Source organism: Streptomyces sp. NPDC047017 (genome assembly GCF_040644175.1).
In the GTDB taxonomy this organism is placed as follows: domain Bacteria; phylum Actinomycetota; class Actinomycetes; order Streptomycetales; family Streptomycetaceae; genus Streptomyces.
Window position 1 is genome coordinate 188896 of record NZ_JBEYVW010000010.1, and the last position, 15300, is coordinate 204195.

The window sequence follows — 15300 nt, forward strand, 5'->3', positions numbered from 1 at the left end:
CCCCCGGCCGGCCCTAACCCGACGTACGCACCACCAGCTCGGTGGGCAGTACCGTGTGCCGCCGGGCCAGGTCATGGGTGCCCGACGGGCCGCGGTCGGCGATCTCCGCCAGGAGCAGGCCGATCATCGCGCGGCCCATCTCCTCGATGGGCTGGCGGACGCTGGTCAGCGGCGGGTCCATGTGGCGGGCGATGGCCGAGTCGTCGTAGCCGATCAGGGCCACGTCGTCCGGGATGCGGCGGCCGGACTCGCGCAGCATCTGCCGGGCGCCCGCCGCGGTGACGTCCGAACCGGCGAAGACCGCGTCCAGGGCCGGGGCCCGGTCGAGCAGGGCCGCCATCGCGCGGCGGCCGCCCTCCTCGGTGAAGTCGCCCGGTTCGAGAAGGAGTTCGTCGGCCGGAAGACCGGCGTCGCGCAGGGCGTCGCGGTAGCCGTCCACGCGCCGCTGGGCACCGTAGACGTCCATCCGGCCGGTGATGTGGGCGATCCGGCGGCGGCCGCCCGCCAGCAGGTGCTCCACCGCCGAGCGGGCGCCGCCGTAGTTGTCGGAGTCCACCGAGGTCAGCGCTTCCGCCGCCGAGCGCGGGCCGCTGATCACCGCGGGGATCTCCAGCTGGGCCACCAGATCGGGCAGCGGGTCGTCCGCGTGCACCGACACCAGCAGCACACCGTCCACCCGGTGCGCGGCCAGGTACTGGGCAAGACGCCGGCGCTCGCGGTCGCCGCCCGCGAAGATCAGCAGCAACTGCATTTCGGTGTCGGCCAGTTCGGCACCCACTCCGCGCAGCATGTCGGAGAAGTACGGCTCGGCGAAGAACCGGGTCTCCGGCTCGGGGACGACCAGCGCGATCGCGTCCGTGCGGTTGGCGGCCAGCGCGCGGGCGGCGGTGTTGGGGACGTAGCCGAGTTCGGCGACCGCCGCCTGCACGGCCGCGCGGGTGGCGTCGCTGACCCGGGGCGAACCGTTGATCACCCGGGAGACCGTGCCGCGGCCCACCCCGGCCCGGGCGGCGACCTCCTCCAGGGTGGGCCGCCGGCCACCCCGGCCCCGCCCTCGGTTGCCCGCCATAGTCGCCGCCTTCCCCTCGCAGCCGTCGCAGCCGTCAGGCCAGGAATGTAACAGCCACCACCGGGCGGACCCGCCCCGTCACCGGCTCGTCCGCCCAGGTCACCGGGTGGCCGGCAGGGCGTTGTCCCGGATCACCCCCGCGTACCAGTGGGCGCTCGCCTTGGGGATGCGGCGCTGGGTGGCGTAGTCGACGTAGACCGCGCCGAAGCGCTTCGAGTAGCCGTAGGACCACTCGAAGTTGTCCGGCAGGGACCACAGGAAGTAGCCGCGCACGTCCACGCCGTCCGCGACAGCCCGGCGCACCGCGTCCAGGTGCGCGTGCAGATGGGCGATGCGCCGCGGGTCGTTCACCCGGCCCTCGGGCGAGACGTAGTCGTCGAAGGCGGCGCCGTTCTCGGTGACCATCAGCGGCAGGTGCGGGTGGGAGGCGGCCAGGCCGCAGGGCGATCCAGCCGGTGTAGAGGAGCGGGTAGAGCCCGAAGGCGCCGAAGACGAGGAAGAAGGGGGCGATGTAGGCGTACGGCGACGCGATGTCGTCGAAGCGCCACAGCCGGGTACGCCATGTGCCGCGTCCGTCCGGCGCGGCACCGGGGCCACCGGTCGGCGACGTGGAGGCGCCCCGGGCGGGGATTGTCGTTGCCACGGAGGGAGTCCTTCCCTGGAGGTTCGGCCGGGGGGCGGGGGTGCGGTGGGGGCGGTGCGGAGGGGCGCACGTACCGGCGGCCCTGTACTGGGGGCCTCGTACCGGGGGCGCTCCCGCGCCACGAGCGCCCCCGGTACGGGCCGGACGTCAGCCGATCGCCTTGTCGATCGACTCCGTCGCCGCCTTCCAGGCGTCGTCGGGCGTGGTGCCCCGCTTCTCCATGTTGTTGATCTCGTTGGAGATCGTGTCCTTGATGGTGGCGTCCTTCGGGGCCCGCACCCCGGCCGCGCCGTCGCCCGGCCCCTCACGGCCTGTCCCGGCCGGCGGTTCCCCCACTCCCCCCGTCTCCGGCTCCGGCTCCGGCTCCGGCCAGGTCAGGCCAGGTCAGGTCAGGTCAGGTCAGGAGCTACGACACCGGCGGCGGCCGGATCGCCTTCGACCTGGGGGCGGCCTCGGCGGCCCTGGTGTCGGCGACCCCGGCCTCGGGCCGGTCGATGCAGGTGTGGAAGACGGCGGCCTGGCTCCGGGTGGAGTTCACCTCCGGCCCGGACCGCGTCCCGGTCGTCCGCGCCTGGCACGACGGCCCGCCGCACGTGGAAGTGGGCACCTAGCAGGGCCTGTTGCCGAATGGCTTCGGTGGAAGAGACGGCTTCACTGGAAGACGGAGGGCGGCGGGGCCGGTGAGGCGACCGCCGCGGCGTCCGTCACCGGGGCGGCGCCGCCCGTGAAGTCGGTGAGGGCGCGGCCGTGTTCGAGGCGGCCGGGGTGCGGGTCGCCGGCGGCGCGGCGGGTCAGTTCGGCGACCGGCAGCGGGTGGTCGCAGGCGATGAGGACGGCGTTGCCGAAGCGCTTGCCGCGCAGCACGGCCGGGTCGGCGATCAGGGCGAGTTCGGGGAAGCGGGCGGCGGCGGTGGCGATCTGGCCGCGCAGATGGGCGAGCGGCGGTCCGTCCGCGAGGTTCGCGGCGTAGACGGCGCCCGGCCGCAGGGTGCGGCGGACCTCGTCGAGGAACTCGGCCGAGGTGAGGTGCGCGGGGGTGCGGGCGCCGCTGAACACGTCCGCGATGACGAGGTCGGCCCATCCGTCGGGCACCTTGGCGAGCCCTTCGCGGGCGTCGGCGGAGCGCACCCTGATCCGGGCGCCGGAGTCCAGCGGCAGTTCGCGGCGCACCAGCCGGACCAGCGCGGCGTCGCGTTCGACGACCTGCTGGGTGGAGCGGGGGCGGGTGGCGGCGACGTACCGGGCCAGGGTCAGCGCGCCGCCGCCGAGGTGGACGGCGTGCACCGGCTTGCCGGCCGGGGCGGCGAGGTCGATGACGTGCCCGAGGCGCCGCTGGTACTCGAAGGAGAGGTACGCCGGGTCGTCGAGGTCGACGTAGGACTGCGGGGCCCCGTCGATCAGCAGGGTCCGGCCCCGGGGCCGCTCCCGGTCGGGTACGAGCCGGGCCAGTCCGCCGTCCACCCGCTCGGTGACGGCTTCGCCGGCCCCGCGCTCACGGCGGGGGTTCCTGGACCTTCCCATCCGTCCATTGTCGCAAGCGGCGGACGGTGGCCCTCCGGGGCGTCGCCCCACCCGCGCGACGGCCCCACCCGCGCGATGGCCTTGACCGGGCGGGGCACGGCAGCCGGATCGGGCCGGGCACGGCAGCCGGGCGGGGCACGGCAGCCGGGTCAGCAGCAGTTGTCGGCCGCCTCGATCAGCCGGGCCGCCTCACCCAGCGCGCGGCGCAGCACCGCCGGGTCCGTGGCGGGGTCGGCCTCGGCGGGCGGGACCAGCCAGTCCGAGCCCTCCACCGGCGGCTCGGGGGCCAGCCGCAGTCCGCGGCCGTCCGTCTCCGTACAGGTGCTGCCGGGCAGGTCCCAGGCTGCGGCCGTGCCCGCCGGGACGACGAACCCCAGGGTGTCGCCGCCGTCGTCGTGCAGTACGGGCCCCACGGCCTCCCCCGCCCCGCGGCGCAGGATGTCGACCGCCTCCAGGCCCTGGCGGGCGGGCACCGTCACCAGGTCGCACCCGGCTCCCGTCGACGACAGCGCACAGGGTTCGTCCCTTCGGCTGGCCTGCATCCCGGCGTCCACCACGGATACCCCTCCTCGTGAGCGAGCGGGCCGGGAGTCGGGCGGCTCCCGTTCCACGGAGTCCAACGCGGCGGACCCGTCAACGGCTACGGGTGAAGTCAGCCGTAAAGGATGGCAGTTCATGGCAGATCACGGATGAGATATCCGGTTTGTAGCCAAACACTGCGTGGCGGACCAGCTACAACGGGTACGTTCATGCCCGTCGGAAACAGGGAGTCACCGGGGCAACACGGGTAACTCATACTGAATCCGGCATGGTTCGACGGTTCGCACGAGAGGGCCCGGCCATGGCGTCGTCAACGGTGACCTCGTCCCCGTACCCCCGGCCACCCCGGCCGAATCTCGCCTTCCGGCGACTGCGCGGACAGCGCTCGCCGGCCGAGTTCGCCGCGGCGGTGCGGCGGGCCGCGCGCGAGATCGGTGAGCGGGTCAGCTGTGACGCCCGCTACATCGGCCGGGTCGAGGCGGGCGAGATCCGCTGTCCCAACTACGCCTACGAACGGGTGTTCCTGCACATGTTCCCCGGCCGCACGCTCGCCGACCTGGGCTTCGCGCCTCGCTCGTCCGTCCGCGGCCGGGGGGCGCGCGTCTCCGTGGCCGAGGCGCCCCCCGCGTGCACCACGAACCCGGCCCGCGCCCCGCATGAAACACCGCAACCGTCACACCCGTACCACGAGCAAGACCCGTACCACCCGCACGAGGACCACGAGGAGAGCGACGTGCTGCGGCGCGCATTCATGACCCGCGGGGGCGCCACCGTGGCCGCCGCCTCGCTGGGCCCCCTGGGGCTCGCCTTCGACGCACCGGCCGCGGACCGTGCCGTCCGCCGCGCCGGGGCGAGCGACGCGGGCGCCCTGGAAGAGGCCGTCCGCCGGATCCGGCTGCTCGACGACCGGCACGGCGCCGACGGCCTCTACCGCCGCGCGGCGGCCCCGCTGCGCGCCGCGTACGCGCTGCTCGACGCCGGCGCGACCCGGCAGGCCACCGCCGAGCGGCTGCACTCGGGCGCCGGTGAACTCGCCATCTCGGTGGGCTGGCTGGCCCACGACTCGGGCCGCTTCGACGACGCGCGCTCGCACTACGCCGAGGCCCTGGCCACCGCGCGCATGACCGGCGACGCGGCCCTGGAGGCGCACGCCTTCTGCAACACGGCGTTCCTCGCCCGGGACGCCCGGCGGCCGCGGGAGGCGGTGCGCGCCGCCCAGGCCGCGCAGCGGGCCGCCCGCCCCCTGGGCTCGTCGCGGCTGATGTCGCTGCTCGCGCTGCGCGAGGCCGGCGGCTGGGCGGGCCTGGCCGACCGCACCGCCTGTGCGCGGGCGCTCGCCCGCGCGCACGCGCTGTTCGACCGGGGCCCCTCGGACACCGACCCCGAGTGGATGACCTTCTACGGCCGGGCCGAACTGGAGGGCCTGGAGGCGCAGTGCTGGTCGACCCTGGGCGACTGGCCGCGCGCGGCCCGGCACGCGCACCGGGCGGCACAGCTCCAGGACCCGCACTTCACCCGGAACATCGCGCTGTACACGGCCGAGCTGGCCGACGACCTCGCGCGCGGGGGGCGGCCCGACGAGGCGGCGACGGCCGGGATGCGGGTGCTCGACCTGCTGGACCAGGTCCAGTCCTCCCGCATCCAGACGATGCTGGCGGGCACCGCGCGGGTGCTGCTGCCGCACCGGCGGGCGAGCGGGGTGCCGGCGTTCCTGGAACGGCACGCGAGCACTCCGCGGATGGCCTGAGTCCTCGCGCCGCCGGCGCTGTGAGACCCGTTACACCGCCAGGTGCCCCACGTCGTTCCAGCTCTCCAGGGCCGGTTCGCCGTAGGCCCAGCCCAGCACCGACAGCGAGGTGGGGTCGAGGCGGATGCGGGCCGCGAAGCCGATCGGCAGGCCGAGCCAGCGCGCGCCGATCGACCGCAGGATGTGGCCGTGCGCGAAGACCAGCACGTCGCGGTCCTCGGCGCGCGCCCAGGCGACCACCTCGTCGGCCCGGGCCGTCACCTCGGCGAGGCTCTCCCCGCGCGGGACGCCGTCGCGCCAGATGAGCCAGCCCGGGTTCTCGTCCTGGATCTGCCGCGGCGTCAGGCCCTCGTAGGCGCCGTAGTCCCACTCCATGAGCGTGTCCCAGCACATCGCGCGCTCACCGAAGCCGGCCAGTTCGCACGTCTCGCGCGCGCGGGCCAGCGGGCTGGTGCGGATCTCGGCGCCGGGCAGGCCGTCGAACGGGGAGCGGTGCAGCCGCTCGCCCACCAGCTTGGCGCCGCGCCGGCCCTCCTCCAGGAGGGGGACGTCGGTCCTGCCGGTGTGCTTGCCGGACAGCGACCACTGGGTCTGTCCGTGCCGGGCCAGCAGGATGCGCGGTGCCATGAGCAGGAGCCTTCCGGGGAGACATACGGTCGCGAAGTCCCCGTAGGGGACCCTTCCATCATCGCGTACCCCGCGCGGGAGCAACCCGGGGGGCGAGCCGTGCGTCTTTGAGGGCCGGGGCGCCCCACGACGGCGGGCGCAGGCCCCGTAAAGTGGCACGACCGGCCGGACACACCACCGGAGATCACCACGCGCCGCAGCGACGAGCAGAGCCACCGAGAAGGGGGAGGGGCATCGGATGCCGCAGACCGAGGCACCGGCACCGCACATCGAGGCGGCCCCGCGGACCCGGCTGCGGTGGTGGACCGAACTGCCGCTGATCGTGCTCGTGTACGCCTGCTACTCGGCCGGCCGGCTGGTGGTCCGCGGTGACGTCGCCGGCGCGGTCGACCACGGCCTGGCGATCCTGCGCCTGGAGAAGGCGCTCCACCTCAACGCCGAGCACCCGCTCAACCGCCTGTTCACCCACGCGCCCTGGCTCGGCGTCCCCGCCGACTTCTGGTACGCGTCACTGCACTACGTGGTGACACCGGCGATCCTGGTCTGGCTGTTCCGGGCCCGCGCCGAGCACTACCGCCGGGTGCGCACCTGGCTGATGACGTCCACGTTCATCGGCCTCATCGGCTTCACCCTGCTGCCCACCTGCCCGCCCCGCCTGCTCTCCGCGGACAACGGGTTCGTGGACACCATGGCCCAGTACAGCTCGTACGGCTGGTGGGGCGCCGACGCCAGCGCGCCGCGCGGCATGGGCGGCATGACCAACCAGTACGCGGCCATGCCGAGCCTGCACGTGGGCTGGGCGCTGTGGTGCGGGGTCATGCTGTGGCGGCACGGCGGCACGCGCTGGACGAAGGCGGCCGGCGTCGCCTACCCGCTGCTGACCGCGCTCGTGGTGATGGGCACCGCCAACCACTACCTGCTGGACGCGGTCGCGGGCGTGGCCGTGATGGGGGTCGGGGCAGTGCTCGCGCCGCTCGTGCTGCGGGCTGCCGAGCGGGTCAGGGCGGCGCTGACGGCCCGGGTCCCGGCGCTCGCGGGGCGCTCGGGCGGCGCGGGTTCCCCGATTGTCAGTGGCGGGTGCCAGACTTCGGCGGGTGAGCGAATTCCACGGCAGCGCGAAACACGGCTCGGTTCCGGAGCCGAGCCGGGTGCCTCCTCCCAGGACGCGGGGGAAGGCGCTCCGGCACCGGCTCGCTGAGCTGCGCGGCAGCGGCGTGGCGGCCAAGGCGCTGGACGCCCGCGCGCTGGCGGCGCTGGCCGCGAACCCGGGCTGCCGGCGGCGTGCGCTGCTGGACGGCGCGGGCGTGGACAAGACCGCGCTGGCCGGTGCGCTGGGCGCGCCGTCCGCGTTCGGCCAGTCGCAGTTCGCCCTCACCCGGGGCAACGCGTTCGAGGCCCGGGTCAAGACGGACGGCGGCGCGGAGCTGCTGCGCCTCGTGCACCAGCGGCTGGACCCGGGCGCCGAGCCGCCCGGCCGGGCCGGGGTCCCCGACCTGACCGCCGTCGGCCCCGAGGGACGCACCGCGCGTACGGCGCTGGCGCTGCGCGAGGCCACCGGCGCGGGCGCCTGGACCCTCCTCGACCACCCGATGCTCGCCCTGGAGGTGGCCGGCTCGCCCGTGTTCCTGGAGCCGGACGCGGTGGTGGTGCACCCGGACGGCACCTGGACGGTCGTGGAGATCAAGTCCTTCCCGATGCTGGACGGGTCGGCCGACCCGGCGAAGGTGGGCACGGCCGCCCGGCAGGCCGCGGTGTACGTGCTGGCGCTGGAGGACGTCGCCGCCCGGCTCGGCCAGGACGGGACGGCCGCCCCGCGGGTGCGGCACCGGGTGCTGCTCGTGTGCCCCAAGGACTTCTCCAACCTGCCGACCGCCTCCGCCGTGGACGTGCGCAAGCAGCGCGCGGTGACCGCCCGCCAGCTCGCCCGGCTGACCCGCGTGCAGGACATCGCCGACGCGCTGCCCGAGGGGACCTGCTTCTCCCCCGAGCTGCCCGCCGAGGAGCTGACGGCCGCCGTCGAGGCGGTCCCGGCGACGTACGCGCCCGAGTGCCTGGCCGCCTGCGAGCTGGCCTTCCACTGCCGGGCCCGCTCCCGCGCGCGGGGCGCGGTGACCGCCCTGGGGCGCGCGGCCCGCGCCGAGCTGGGCGGCCTGGCCACCGTGGACGACGTGCTGGCGGCGGCCCACGGCGAGGCGGGCGACCCGGACGATCCGGCGGTGGCGGCGCTGCGCCGGGCCGCGCGGCTGCGGACCGAGGCGCTCAGCGGCCTGCCGGAGGCGGAGCCGCACCACCCGCGGGAGGCCGCATGTCCCTGATGGCCACGCTCGCCCGCCTGGAGGCCGTCCGGGCCGGGCGCGCCCAGCCCGCCGCGACCGTCCGCCACCGGCACCTGTCCGAGCGGCCGCTGGTTCTCGTGCCGCTGACCACCGCGGGCGAGGCCGGTGCCCCGCTCGGCGCGCTGGTCGGCACCGACCGGGACGCGCCCCGGCTGCTGGCCGTGCCGCAGCCGCGCGACCGCGATCTGCGGTTCACGTTCCTGGCCGAGCTGGCCGACGTGGTCCTGCCCTACCTCGACTCCTTCGCCGCGGACGTGGAAGCCGCCGAGCGCACCGACACCGACCCGGAGACCGGCAAGCGGGTCAAGGTCGAGGTGGAGCTGTGCGCCGACGCGCCGCAGCTGATCGTGCCGGGCCGCGCGGGCGTCGACTTCGTACGGCTGCTCGGCCGCTCCATGCGGTTCCGGCGCACCGCCGAGCAGGACCCGGAGGCCCCGCACCCGGCGCCGCCGCGGGTGCCGCTGCTCGGGCGGTGGCTGACCCACTTCGGGGAGCGGGCCCGGGTGCCCGGCTCCTCGCTGCTGCTGGCCCTGACCGATGTGCTGGCCCTGCACTGGACCACCGGCCAGTCCGGCCTGGAGGACCAGCACCTGGGGGCGCTGCTGGCGTGGATCGCCCCGCCCGCGGACGGCTCGGGCGCCGAGGCGGCGCTGCGCGCGGAGCTGGCGCGGGACGCGGCCGGACAGCTGCTGTGCCCGCCCGCCGGACCGGCCACCGACCCGGCCTTCGACAACAAGCTGCTCGCCCCCGCCATCGAGCGCTACGACCGCGCGCGCGGCGCCCTGGCCGCCGCCGAGGACGGGTCGCAGGCGGACGACCGGCTCGGCGCCCTCACCGCCGCCGAGCGGGAGATCCGCGATCTGGTGGCGCGGTGCGCCCTGCCCACCTGGGAGAAGGTGTGGGACGGCCTGGACCTGCTGCGGACGCTGCCCGAGGGCGCGCGCGTGGCGGAGCGGTGGACGCGCGACCGCTGGTCGTTCACCGGCCACCGCGACCGGGTGCTGGCCGGGGAGCCGCCGCAGCCGCGCCGGGACGACGCGGTCACCGCGGCGAACAAGCTGGCCGCCCGCGAGCGCGAGCAGGCCCGCCTCGACGCCCAGGAGGCGCTGGACGACCCGCTGGTCATGGCGGCGCGGCGGCTGGCCGGCGAGGCGTTCGCGGGCGAGGTCACCGACGTGGTCATGGCCTGGAGCGAGGGCAAGCGGCCCAGCCCGCGCCCGCTGGTCACCGTGCGCACCGACGACCGGCCGCAGCTGGGCGAGCGGGGCAAGGTGTACCGCTCGCTGGGCGGCAGGCCGCAGTCCGCCGAGTGCGTGGCCCGCGAGGAGGACGGCACGCTGGTCGTGCTCCGCGTCCTGGACAAGATGGGCCGCGGCAAGGAGCCCGAGGCCGGTTCCGTGCCGGAGAAGGGCGACCGTGTCTGCTTCACGCTCTTCGAGCACGAGCAGCGCGGCGGCGCGAAGCTGCCCGACCCGGAGCAGACCCCGTGGACGCACGGCGGCCCGCCGGGCGAGCAGGGCGCGCCGGAGGCCCCCGACCCGGTGACCGAGGAGGACGTCCTGTGACCGCCCCCGCCGACGAGACCACCGCCGCCCGCGGCGCCCGGGAGGCCGCCTTCGACCCCGGCGCGGCGGCCGCCCGCGCCACCGAGGCGATCCTGGGCGACACCTTGCACGGCGCGCACCGCGGGGTCGTCGTGGACTCCCCGCCCGGCGCCGGCAAGTCCACGCTCGTGGTCCGCGCCGCGCTGGAGCTGGCCGCCGCCGGACGGCCGCTGATGGTGGTCGCGCAGACCAACGCGCAGGTCGACGACCTGGTGCTGCGGCTCGCGGAGAAGGAGCCGGGACTGCCCGTGGGGCGGCTGCACAGCAGCGACTCCGACCCGTACGACAAGGCGCTCGACGACCTGGTGAACGTACGGAAGTCGGCGAAGGCCGCCGATCTCGCCGGACTGGACGTCGTGCTGTCCACCGCGGCGAAGTGGGCGCATGTGAAGACCGACGAGCCGTGGCGGCACGCGATCGTCGACGAGGCGTACCAGATGCGCTCGGACGCGCTGCTCGCCGTGGCCGGGCTGTTCGAGCGGGCGCTGTTCGTGGGCGATCCGGGGCAGCTTGACCCGTTCTCGATCGTGGGCGGCGAGCAGTGGGCGGGGCTGTCCTACGATCCGTCGGCCTCCGCGGTGACGACCCTGCTGGCGCACAATCCCCGCCTGCCCCAGCACCGGCTGCCGGTGTCCTGGCGGCTCCCGGCGTCGGCGGCGCCGCTGGTCTCGGACGCGTTCTACCCGTACACGCCGTTCCGCAGCGGCACGGCGGCCGGGGACCGGCGGCTCTCCTTCGCGGTGCCCTCGGACGGCTCCGGGCCCGACCGGGTGATCGACGAGGCCGCCGCGTCCGGCTGGGGCCTGCTGGAGCTGCCCGCCCGGCACACTCCGCGCACGGACCCGGAGGCGGTGCGGGCGCTGGCCGCGGTCGTGGCGCGGCTGCTGGAGCGGGGCGGCGCGGCCGTCTCGGAGCGGTCGCCCGAGGCGGCACCGCTGACCGCCGACCGGATCGCGGTCGGCACGGCCCACCGCGACCAGGCGGCGGCCGTCCGCGCGGCGCTGGCCGCCGTGGGTGTCACCGACGTCACCGTGGACACGGCCAACCGGCTCCAGGGCCGCGAGTTCGACGTCACGGTCGTCCTGCACCCGCTCTCCGGCCGCCCCGACGCCACCGCCTTCCACCTGGAGACCGGCCGCCTGTGCGTGCTGGCCTCCCGCCACCGGCACGCCTGCGTCGTCGTGTGCCGCGCGGGCGTGAGCGAACTCCTGGACGACCACCCGTCCACCGAACCGGTCCAGCTCGGCGTCACGGTGAAGTTCCCGGACGGCTGGGAGGCGAACCACGCGGTACTGGCACGGCTGCGGGAGCACCGGGTGCCGTGGAGACCGTGAGCCGAGCCCTACGGGGGCGCACCGGGTGGCCTGGGGAGCGGCGTGAGCCGGGCCGTGTGGCCTCGCCGGGTGGCCTGGGAAGCGGCGTGAGCCGGGCCGTGTGGCCTCGCCGGGTGGCCTGGGGAGCGCGAGCCGGGCCGTGTGGGCGCACCGGGTGGCCTGGCGGCTCTGACGGCCGCGCCGACTGCCTGCCGCCGCACACCCGTCCGACCGCCCGGCCGACCGCCCGTCCCTGCGCCCACCCCGCCGCCCGCCTTGCTCCCGCCTCCCCCGCCGGACGGAGTCCGGCACGCCGCCGGAGGCGGCCGATGAAAACAGCCCGGACGGCTGGGAGGCGAACCACGCGGTACTGGCACGGCTGCGGGAGCACCGGGTGCCGTGGAGACCGTGAGCCGAGCCCTTACGGAGGCGCACCGGGTGGCCTGGGGAGCGGCGTGAGCCGGGCCGTGTGGCCTCGCCGGGTGGCCTGGGGAGCACGAGCCGGGCCGTGTGGGCGCACCGCGTCGCCCTGAGACCCTGACGGCCGCGCCGACTGCCTGCCGCCGCACACACGTCCGACCGCCCGGCCGACCGCCCGTCCCTGCGCCCACCCCGCCGCCCGCCTTGCTCCCGCCTCCCCCGCCGGACGGAGTCCGGCACGCCGCCGGAGGCGGCCGATGAAAACAGCCCGGACGGCTGGGAGGCGAACCACGCGGTACCGGCACGGCTGCGGGAGCATCGGGTGGCCCGGCGGCTCTGACGGCCGCGGCGGGTGGCGTGGGGGCCGGGAGCCGGGTCATGTGGGGGGTGGGGGTGGGAACATCGGCGGGGCCGGAGGCATTGAGGGCTCGGGGCGGACGCCCTCTTGCGCTCGCGCGAGACAATGGAGGGTGGGTCCCTGCACAGGGTCCGCCGTCCGCACACCGTACCGAGGAGGACAAGACATGGCGGAGCCCACGCCGCGTCGGAACGAACCGCGGCTACGCCCCGCGCCCCTGCTCTTCGAGCCCGCCGAGGCCGCCGCCGATCCGGAGCACTTCTTCGACCTGGAGTCGATCGAGGACCCGCGGGCGCTGTTGGAGCGGGCGACCGAGCTGACCCTCGCGTTCCGCGCGGCGACCGACCGCGCGGTGGAGTTCCAGGCGATCGCGGCGGCGCAGCTCGCCGACCCGCGGCGGTTCGACCGGCTGAGCGCGGCGGACATCGCCGACCGGGCGGAGTGGACCGAGGACTACGCCAAGAAGATGGTCGAGTTCGGGCGGGACCTGCTGCGCGGGGCCGAGGGCAGCGTGCACGCCGACCCGGCCGATCCCGTCTGACGCACCCCGCAGGCGCACAGGTCCAGAGGTCGGCGCTGGCATATGCCAGGCGGGCAAGATACTCCCTCCCCCCACCCCGTGTCCCGGTTTCCGGCAACCCAGTGGAAGCGGCCGCTCACGGTAGGTAGACCTGTCGACATGAGCCGCACAGTGAACGGACCGTCCGCCACGCCCCGTCCCGACCTGCGCACCGTCCACCGCCCGTACGGCGACGCCGACGACAGCGCCGTCGCCGTCACCGGAGTCACCGCCGACGGCGCCGCCTGGCTCGCCTCCGCCGGGGCATACCCGCGCAGCACGCTCGCGTTCTGGCGGGAGCGCCCGGACGCGCCCGTCGTGCTGCCCTGCGGCACGGCCTTCGACGTGGTGAACGCCCCGGCGATCTTCGGCCGCCGGATGCTGGACCGGCTGTGGGACGAGGGCCCGGGATCGGGCCCGGTGGCCGTGCACCGGGGGCGGATGCTGCTGTTCACCGCGCCCGGCACCGCGCACCGGCTGCCGTCCCTGCTGGAGTGGGAGCAGTGGAGTTCCCGGGGCAGGGGGGACGGCGGCGGCCGCACCGGAGACGTTCCGCCGCTGCTGTGCCACGGCAACGGCGACGCGGTGACCGTCCCGGCCCCGGTCGGCGCCGCCGGTCCGGGCCGGTCCGCCTCCCGCTGGCTGGTCGCCCCGGACATCCGCCACCCCTGGCTGCCCGGCCCGGAGATCCTGCTGTGGGCGGCCGTACGGGCGGCCCGGGAGACCGTGCGGATTTCGATTTTTCCTCCCGCCGACCAGGATGCTAAGGTCTACGACGTCAGCAGGCGCCGCTAGCTCAGTTGGTTAGAGCAGCTGACTCTTAATCAGCGGGTCCGGGGTTCGAGTCCCTGGCGGCGCACATGACGACGGCGGGATGAAGCGCGTGCAGCGTGCTTCATCCCGCCTTCTCCGTTTCCACGCCCGGCGTGATCTCGACCGTGTACGCCCCGGACTGCGTACGCCCGTCCACCCGCACCCGCACCCCGTCGCCCGGCACGGTCAGGCTCTCGCCCACCCCGACGGGCGCGTCGGCGAGCGGCGGATAGACGGAACTCTCCGCGCACGCCTGGGTGTGCGGATGGGCGTCGATCACCTGGACGGGCCCGCCGCCCGACTCCACCCCGCCGCGCACCCGGTACACCAGCACCCCTTGCGTGCAGCCGGCCGCATCGTTGCCCAGCGAGGTCCGCGCCTCGAACGCCAGCACCTGATCGCTCCCGGTCCGCACCACCGCCAGTTTCGTCCCGCCGCCCGCTCCGAACAGCGGCGATCCGGCGGCGCCCGTCACCGGCGCGTCGCCCGCGCCCGCCGCCCCCGTCCCCGCCCCCGCCCCCGGCGCTCCCACGCCCGGCGTCTCCGCCTCCGGACCCGGTCCCGCCGGGCCCGCCTCCACCGGCTCCAGGGTCAGCCGGGTCGGGCCCGCGCCCCGTACGCACGTCACCTGGCGCGGGTCCAGCCAGCCGAGCCGCCACTTGTGCCAGGCGAACAGGTCCGGGGAGAGCGCGAACTGGCTGCCCATCAGGTCCCAGTCGCCGACGTAGGTGTCCCAGTCGCCCTTGTCGTCGGCCGGCCGGTGGTAGAGGTCCGGCAGGTCGAAGACGTGCCCCGTCTCGTGCGCGAGGACCAGCCGGTCCGGCGGGTGCCGTTCGAAGACCGTCACCACCCGGCGGATGTCGGTGCCGTCGGCGTGCAGCGGGGTGTCCAGGTTGACGACCTTCGTCGCGTCCGAGTCGACCCCGGGGGCGTCCGGGTCGGCCACGAGGTAGACCACGTCGTAGCGGGAGAAGTCGACCTGCGGGTCCGCGGCGGCGATCGCGTCCCGCAGGTAGACGGCCCGGTCCCGCGGGTCCCAGTCGCGGTGCATGGCGTACGCGGTGGACGGGCGCGGCATCCGGATCCAGTGCCGCAGCGGGTGCGGGCGCAGGGCGAACCGGCCGTAGGACGCCTGTGCGTAGAACTGGCTGGTGGCCGGGAAGTGGTCGGCGGCGATCTCGGCGGGGGTGGTGAGCGGGGCGGCGTCCGGGAAGGACAGGAAGACCATCACGGCGTCCAGCGGCCTGGTCGGCCGGACGTAGGAGGCGTTCCAGGTGTCCACGCCCTCGGAGTGGTGCGCGTCGGTGCGCTGGAGGGCGCAGGGCGTGGTCGCGAACGGCTCGGCGACCGAGGGGCCGGTCAGGATGGAGGTGGCGGCCACCGCGGACAGGGTGGTGAACACGGCGGCGGTACTGCGCAGTCGGGGCCACACCGCGGCCGCGCCCAGCCCCTTGAGGGCGTCACGGCTGAGCGCCTTCAGGGGGAGCTGACGCGGCACGTGGACCTCCGGGTGCGGTTCGCGGGGACACCGCACCCAGCCTGTGGGAGTTTGTAGGGGTACGCCCTGTTTGTCTGCACCGGAAGGGTGATCGGAAGGATGAGAGGGGTGACGGCACCCTCGTGACGACACCCCGAACCGCTCACGGAACGTCACAAGTGGTCGAGTGGCTGAACTTCCGGTCCAGATCCGGGCAGAAACGATCTGCCAGAAGGGTCGGACCTCCACCGGGACCGGTAAGTGGCTGGAAGC

At 75.6% G+C, this 15300-nt stretch carries 13 protein-coding genes, 1 tRNA gene and 3 pseudogenes; 9 read left to right on the plus strand and 8 right to left on the minus strand.

Annotated features, from left to right (window positions below; all coding sequences use genetic code 11):
- Positions 1 to 13 precede the first annotated feature (13 nt).
- The 4 genes and pseudogenes from ABZ858_RS18990 to ABZ858_RS19005 form a co-directional block, all read right to left on the minus strand.
- Positions 14 to 1069 carry a LacI family DNA-binding transcriptional regulator gene (locus ABZ858_RS18990; protein WP_361379297.1) on the minus strand — a complete coding sequence of 352 codons (1056 nt, stop codon included), beginning with the start codon at positions 1067 to 1069 and terminating at the stop codon, positions 14 to 16.
- A gap of 99 nt (positions 1070 to 1168) precedes the next feature.
- A pseudogene (locus ABZ858_RS18995) lies at positions 1169 to 1498 on the minus strand (family 1 glycosylhydrolase); the annotation flags it as partial.
- Positions 1499 to 1508: 10 nt separating this feature from the next.
- Positions 1509 to 1700, minus strand: a pseudogene (locus tag ABZ858_RS19000) (sugar ABC transporter permease); the annotation flags it as partial.
- Between the two features lie 159 nt (positions 1701 to 1859).
- On the minus strand, positions 1860 to 2048 hold the full coding sequence (locus ABZ858_RS19005; RefSeq protein WP_361379578.1) for a hypothetical protein: 189 nt from the start codon (positions 2046 to 2048) through the stop codon (positions 1860 to 1862).
- A gap of 53 nt (positions 2049 to 2101) precedes the next feature.
- Here ABZ858_RS19005 and ABZ858_RS19010 point away from each other — a divergent pair.
- Positions 2102 to 2323 (plus strand): annotated as a pseudogene (locus ABZ858_RS19010) (hypothetical protein); the annotation flags it as partial.
- A 40-nt stretch (positions 2324 to 2363) separates the two neighbouring features.
- Here ABZ858_RS19010 and ABZ858_RS19015 read toward each other — a convergent pair.
- On the minus strand, positions 2364 to 3233 hold the full coding sequence (locus ABZ858_RS19015; RefSeq protein ID WP_361379299.1) for a fused MFS/spermidine synthase: 870 nt from the start codon (positions 3231 to 3233) through the stop codon (positions 2364 to 2366).
- Between the two features lie 149 nt (positions 3234 to 3382).
- Positions 3383 to 3775 carry a hypothetical protein gene (locus tag ABZ858_RS19020; RefSeq protein ID WP_361379548.1) on the minus strand — a complete coding sequence of 131 codons (393 nt, stop codon included), beginning with the start codon at positions 3773 to 3775 and terminating at the stop codon, positions 3383 to 3385.
- A 299-nt stretch (positions 3776 to 4074) separates the two neighbouring features.
- Between ABZ858_RS19020 and ABZ858_RS19025 the strand changes: the two genes are divergently transcribed.
- The gene (locus ABZ858_RS19025) at positions 4075 to 5520 is read left to right on the plus strand and encodes a hypothetical protein (RefSeq protein WP_361379302.1); all 1446 of its coding nucleotides are present in this window, start codon (positions 4075 to 4077) and stop codon (positions 5518 to 5520) included.
- A 30-nt stretch (positions 5521 to 5550) separates the two neighbouring features.
- Here ABZ858_RS19025 and ABZ858_RS19030 read toward each other — a convergent pair whose 3' ends face one another.
- Positions 5551 to 6147 carry a histidine phosphatase family protein gene (locus ABZ858_RS19030; protein WP_361379305.1) on the minus strand — a complete coding sequence of 199 codons (597 nt, stop codon included), beginning with the start codon at positions 6145 to 6147 and terminating at the stop codon, positions 5551 to 5553.
- Between the two features lie 238 nt (positions 6148 to 6385).
- On the opposite strand from ABZ858_RS19030, the gene ABZ858_RS19035 reads away from it, so the two are divergent.
- The 7 genes from ABZ858_RS19035 (at position 6386) to ABZ858_RS19065 (ending at position 13596) form a co-directional block, all read left to right on the plus strand.
- On the plus strand, positions 6386 to 7345 hold the full coding sequence (locus ABZ858_RS19035; protein WP_361379308.1) for a phosphatase PAP2 family protein: 960 nt from the start codon (positions 6386 to 6388) through the stop codon (positions 7343 to 7345).
- Positions 7296 to 8462 (plus strand): hypothetical protein, encoded by a 1167-nt coding sequence (locus ABZ858_RS19040; RefSeq protein ID WP_361379311.1) that lies wholly within the window; start codon positions 7296 to 7298, stop codon positions 8460 to 8462. Before ABZ858_RS19035 ends, ABZ858_RS19040 begins: the two co-directional genes overlap by 50 nt.
- Positions 8453 to 10048 (plus strand): hypothetical protein, encoded by a 1596-nt coding sequence (locus ABZ858_RS19045; protein ID WP_361379314.1) that lies wholly within the window; start codon positions 8453 to 8455, stop codon positions 10046 to 10048. The genes ABZ858_RS19040 and ABZ858_RS19045 overlap by 10 nt, the downstream gene beginning before the upstream one ends.
- On the plus strand, positions 10045 to 11421 hold the full coding sequence (locus ABZ858_RS19050) for an AAA domain-containing protein (protein WP_361379317.1): 1377 nt from the start codon (positions 10045 to 10047) through the stop codon (positions 11419 to 11421). Before ABZ858_RS19045 ends, ABZ858_RS19050 begins: the two co-directional genes overlap by 4 nt.
- Before the next feature lie 923 nt (positions 11422 to 12344).
- Complete coding sequence (locus ABZ858_RS19055) at positions 12345 to 12719, plus strand: hypothetical protein (RefSeq protein ID WP_361379320.1); 375 nt, start codon at positions 12345 to 12347, stop codon at positions 12717 to 12719.
- A gap of 138 nt (positions 12720 to 12857) precedes the next feature.
- A complete protein-coding gene (locus ABZ858_RS19060; protein WP_361379323.1) occupies positions 12858 to 13532 on the plus strand; it encodes a bifunctional DNA primase/polymerase in 675 nt (224 codons plus the stop codon).
- A tRNA-Lys gene (locus ABZ858_RS19065) sits at positions 13523 to 13596 on the plus strand. Before ABZ858_RS19060 ends, ABZ858_RS19065 begins: the two co-directional genes overlap by 10 nt.
- Before the next feature lie 36 nt (positions 13597 to 13632).
- Here the strand turns inward: ABZ858_RS19065 and ABZ858_RS19070 are convergent.
- Positions 13633 to 15048, minus strand: a complete 1416-nt coding sequence (locus ABZ858_RS19070) for a M6 family metalloprotease domain-containing protein (protein WP_361379326.1) — start codon at positions 15046 to 15048, stop codon at positions 13633 to 13635.
- Between the last annotated feature and the right edge of the window lie 252 nt (positions 15049 to 15300).

Coding starts and splice junctions, on each gene's coding strand:
- ABZ858_RS19045 (WP_361379314.1), top strand. CDS start 8,453: ATGTCCCTGATGGCCACGCTCGCCCGCCTGGAGGCCGTCCGGGCCGGG.
- ABZ858_RS19055 (WP_361379320.1), top strand. CDS start 12,345: ATGGCGGAGCCCACGCCGCGTCGGAACGAACCGCGGCTACGCCCCGCG.
- ABZ858_RS19015 (WP_361379299.1), bottom strand. CDS start 3,233: ATGGGAAGGTCCAGGAACCCCCGCCGTGAGCGCGGGGCCGGCGAAGCC.
- ABZ858_RS19030 (WP_361379305.1), bottom strand. CDS start 6,147: ATGGCACCGCGCATCCTGCTGGCCCGGCACGGACAGACCCAGTGGTCG.
- ABZ858_RS18990 (WP_361379297.1), bottom strand. CDS start 1,069: ATGGCGGGCAACCGAGGGCGGGGCCGGGGTGGCCGGCGGCCCACCCTG.
- ABZ858_RS19035 (WP_361379308.1), top strand. CDS start 6,386: ATGCCGCAGACCGAGGCACCGGCACCGCACATCGAGGCGGCCCCGCGG.
- ABZ858_RS19020 (WP_361379548.1), bottom strand. CDS start 3,775: ATGCAGGCCAGCCGAAGGGACGAACCCTGTGCGCTGTCGTCGACGGGA.
- ABZ858_RS19060 (WP_361379323.1), top strand. CDS start 12,858: ATGAGCCGCACAGTGAACGGACCGTCCGCCACGCCCCGTCCCGACCTG.
- ABZ858_RS19025 (WP_361379302.1), top strand. CDS start 4,075: ATGGCGTCGTCAACGGTGACCTCGTCCCCGTACCCCCGGCCACCCCGG.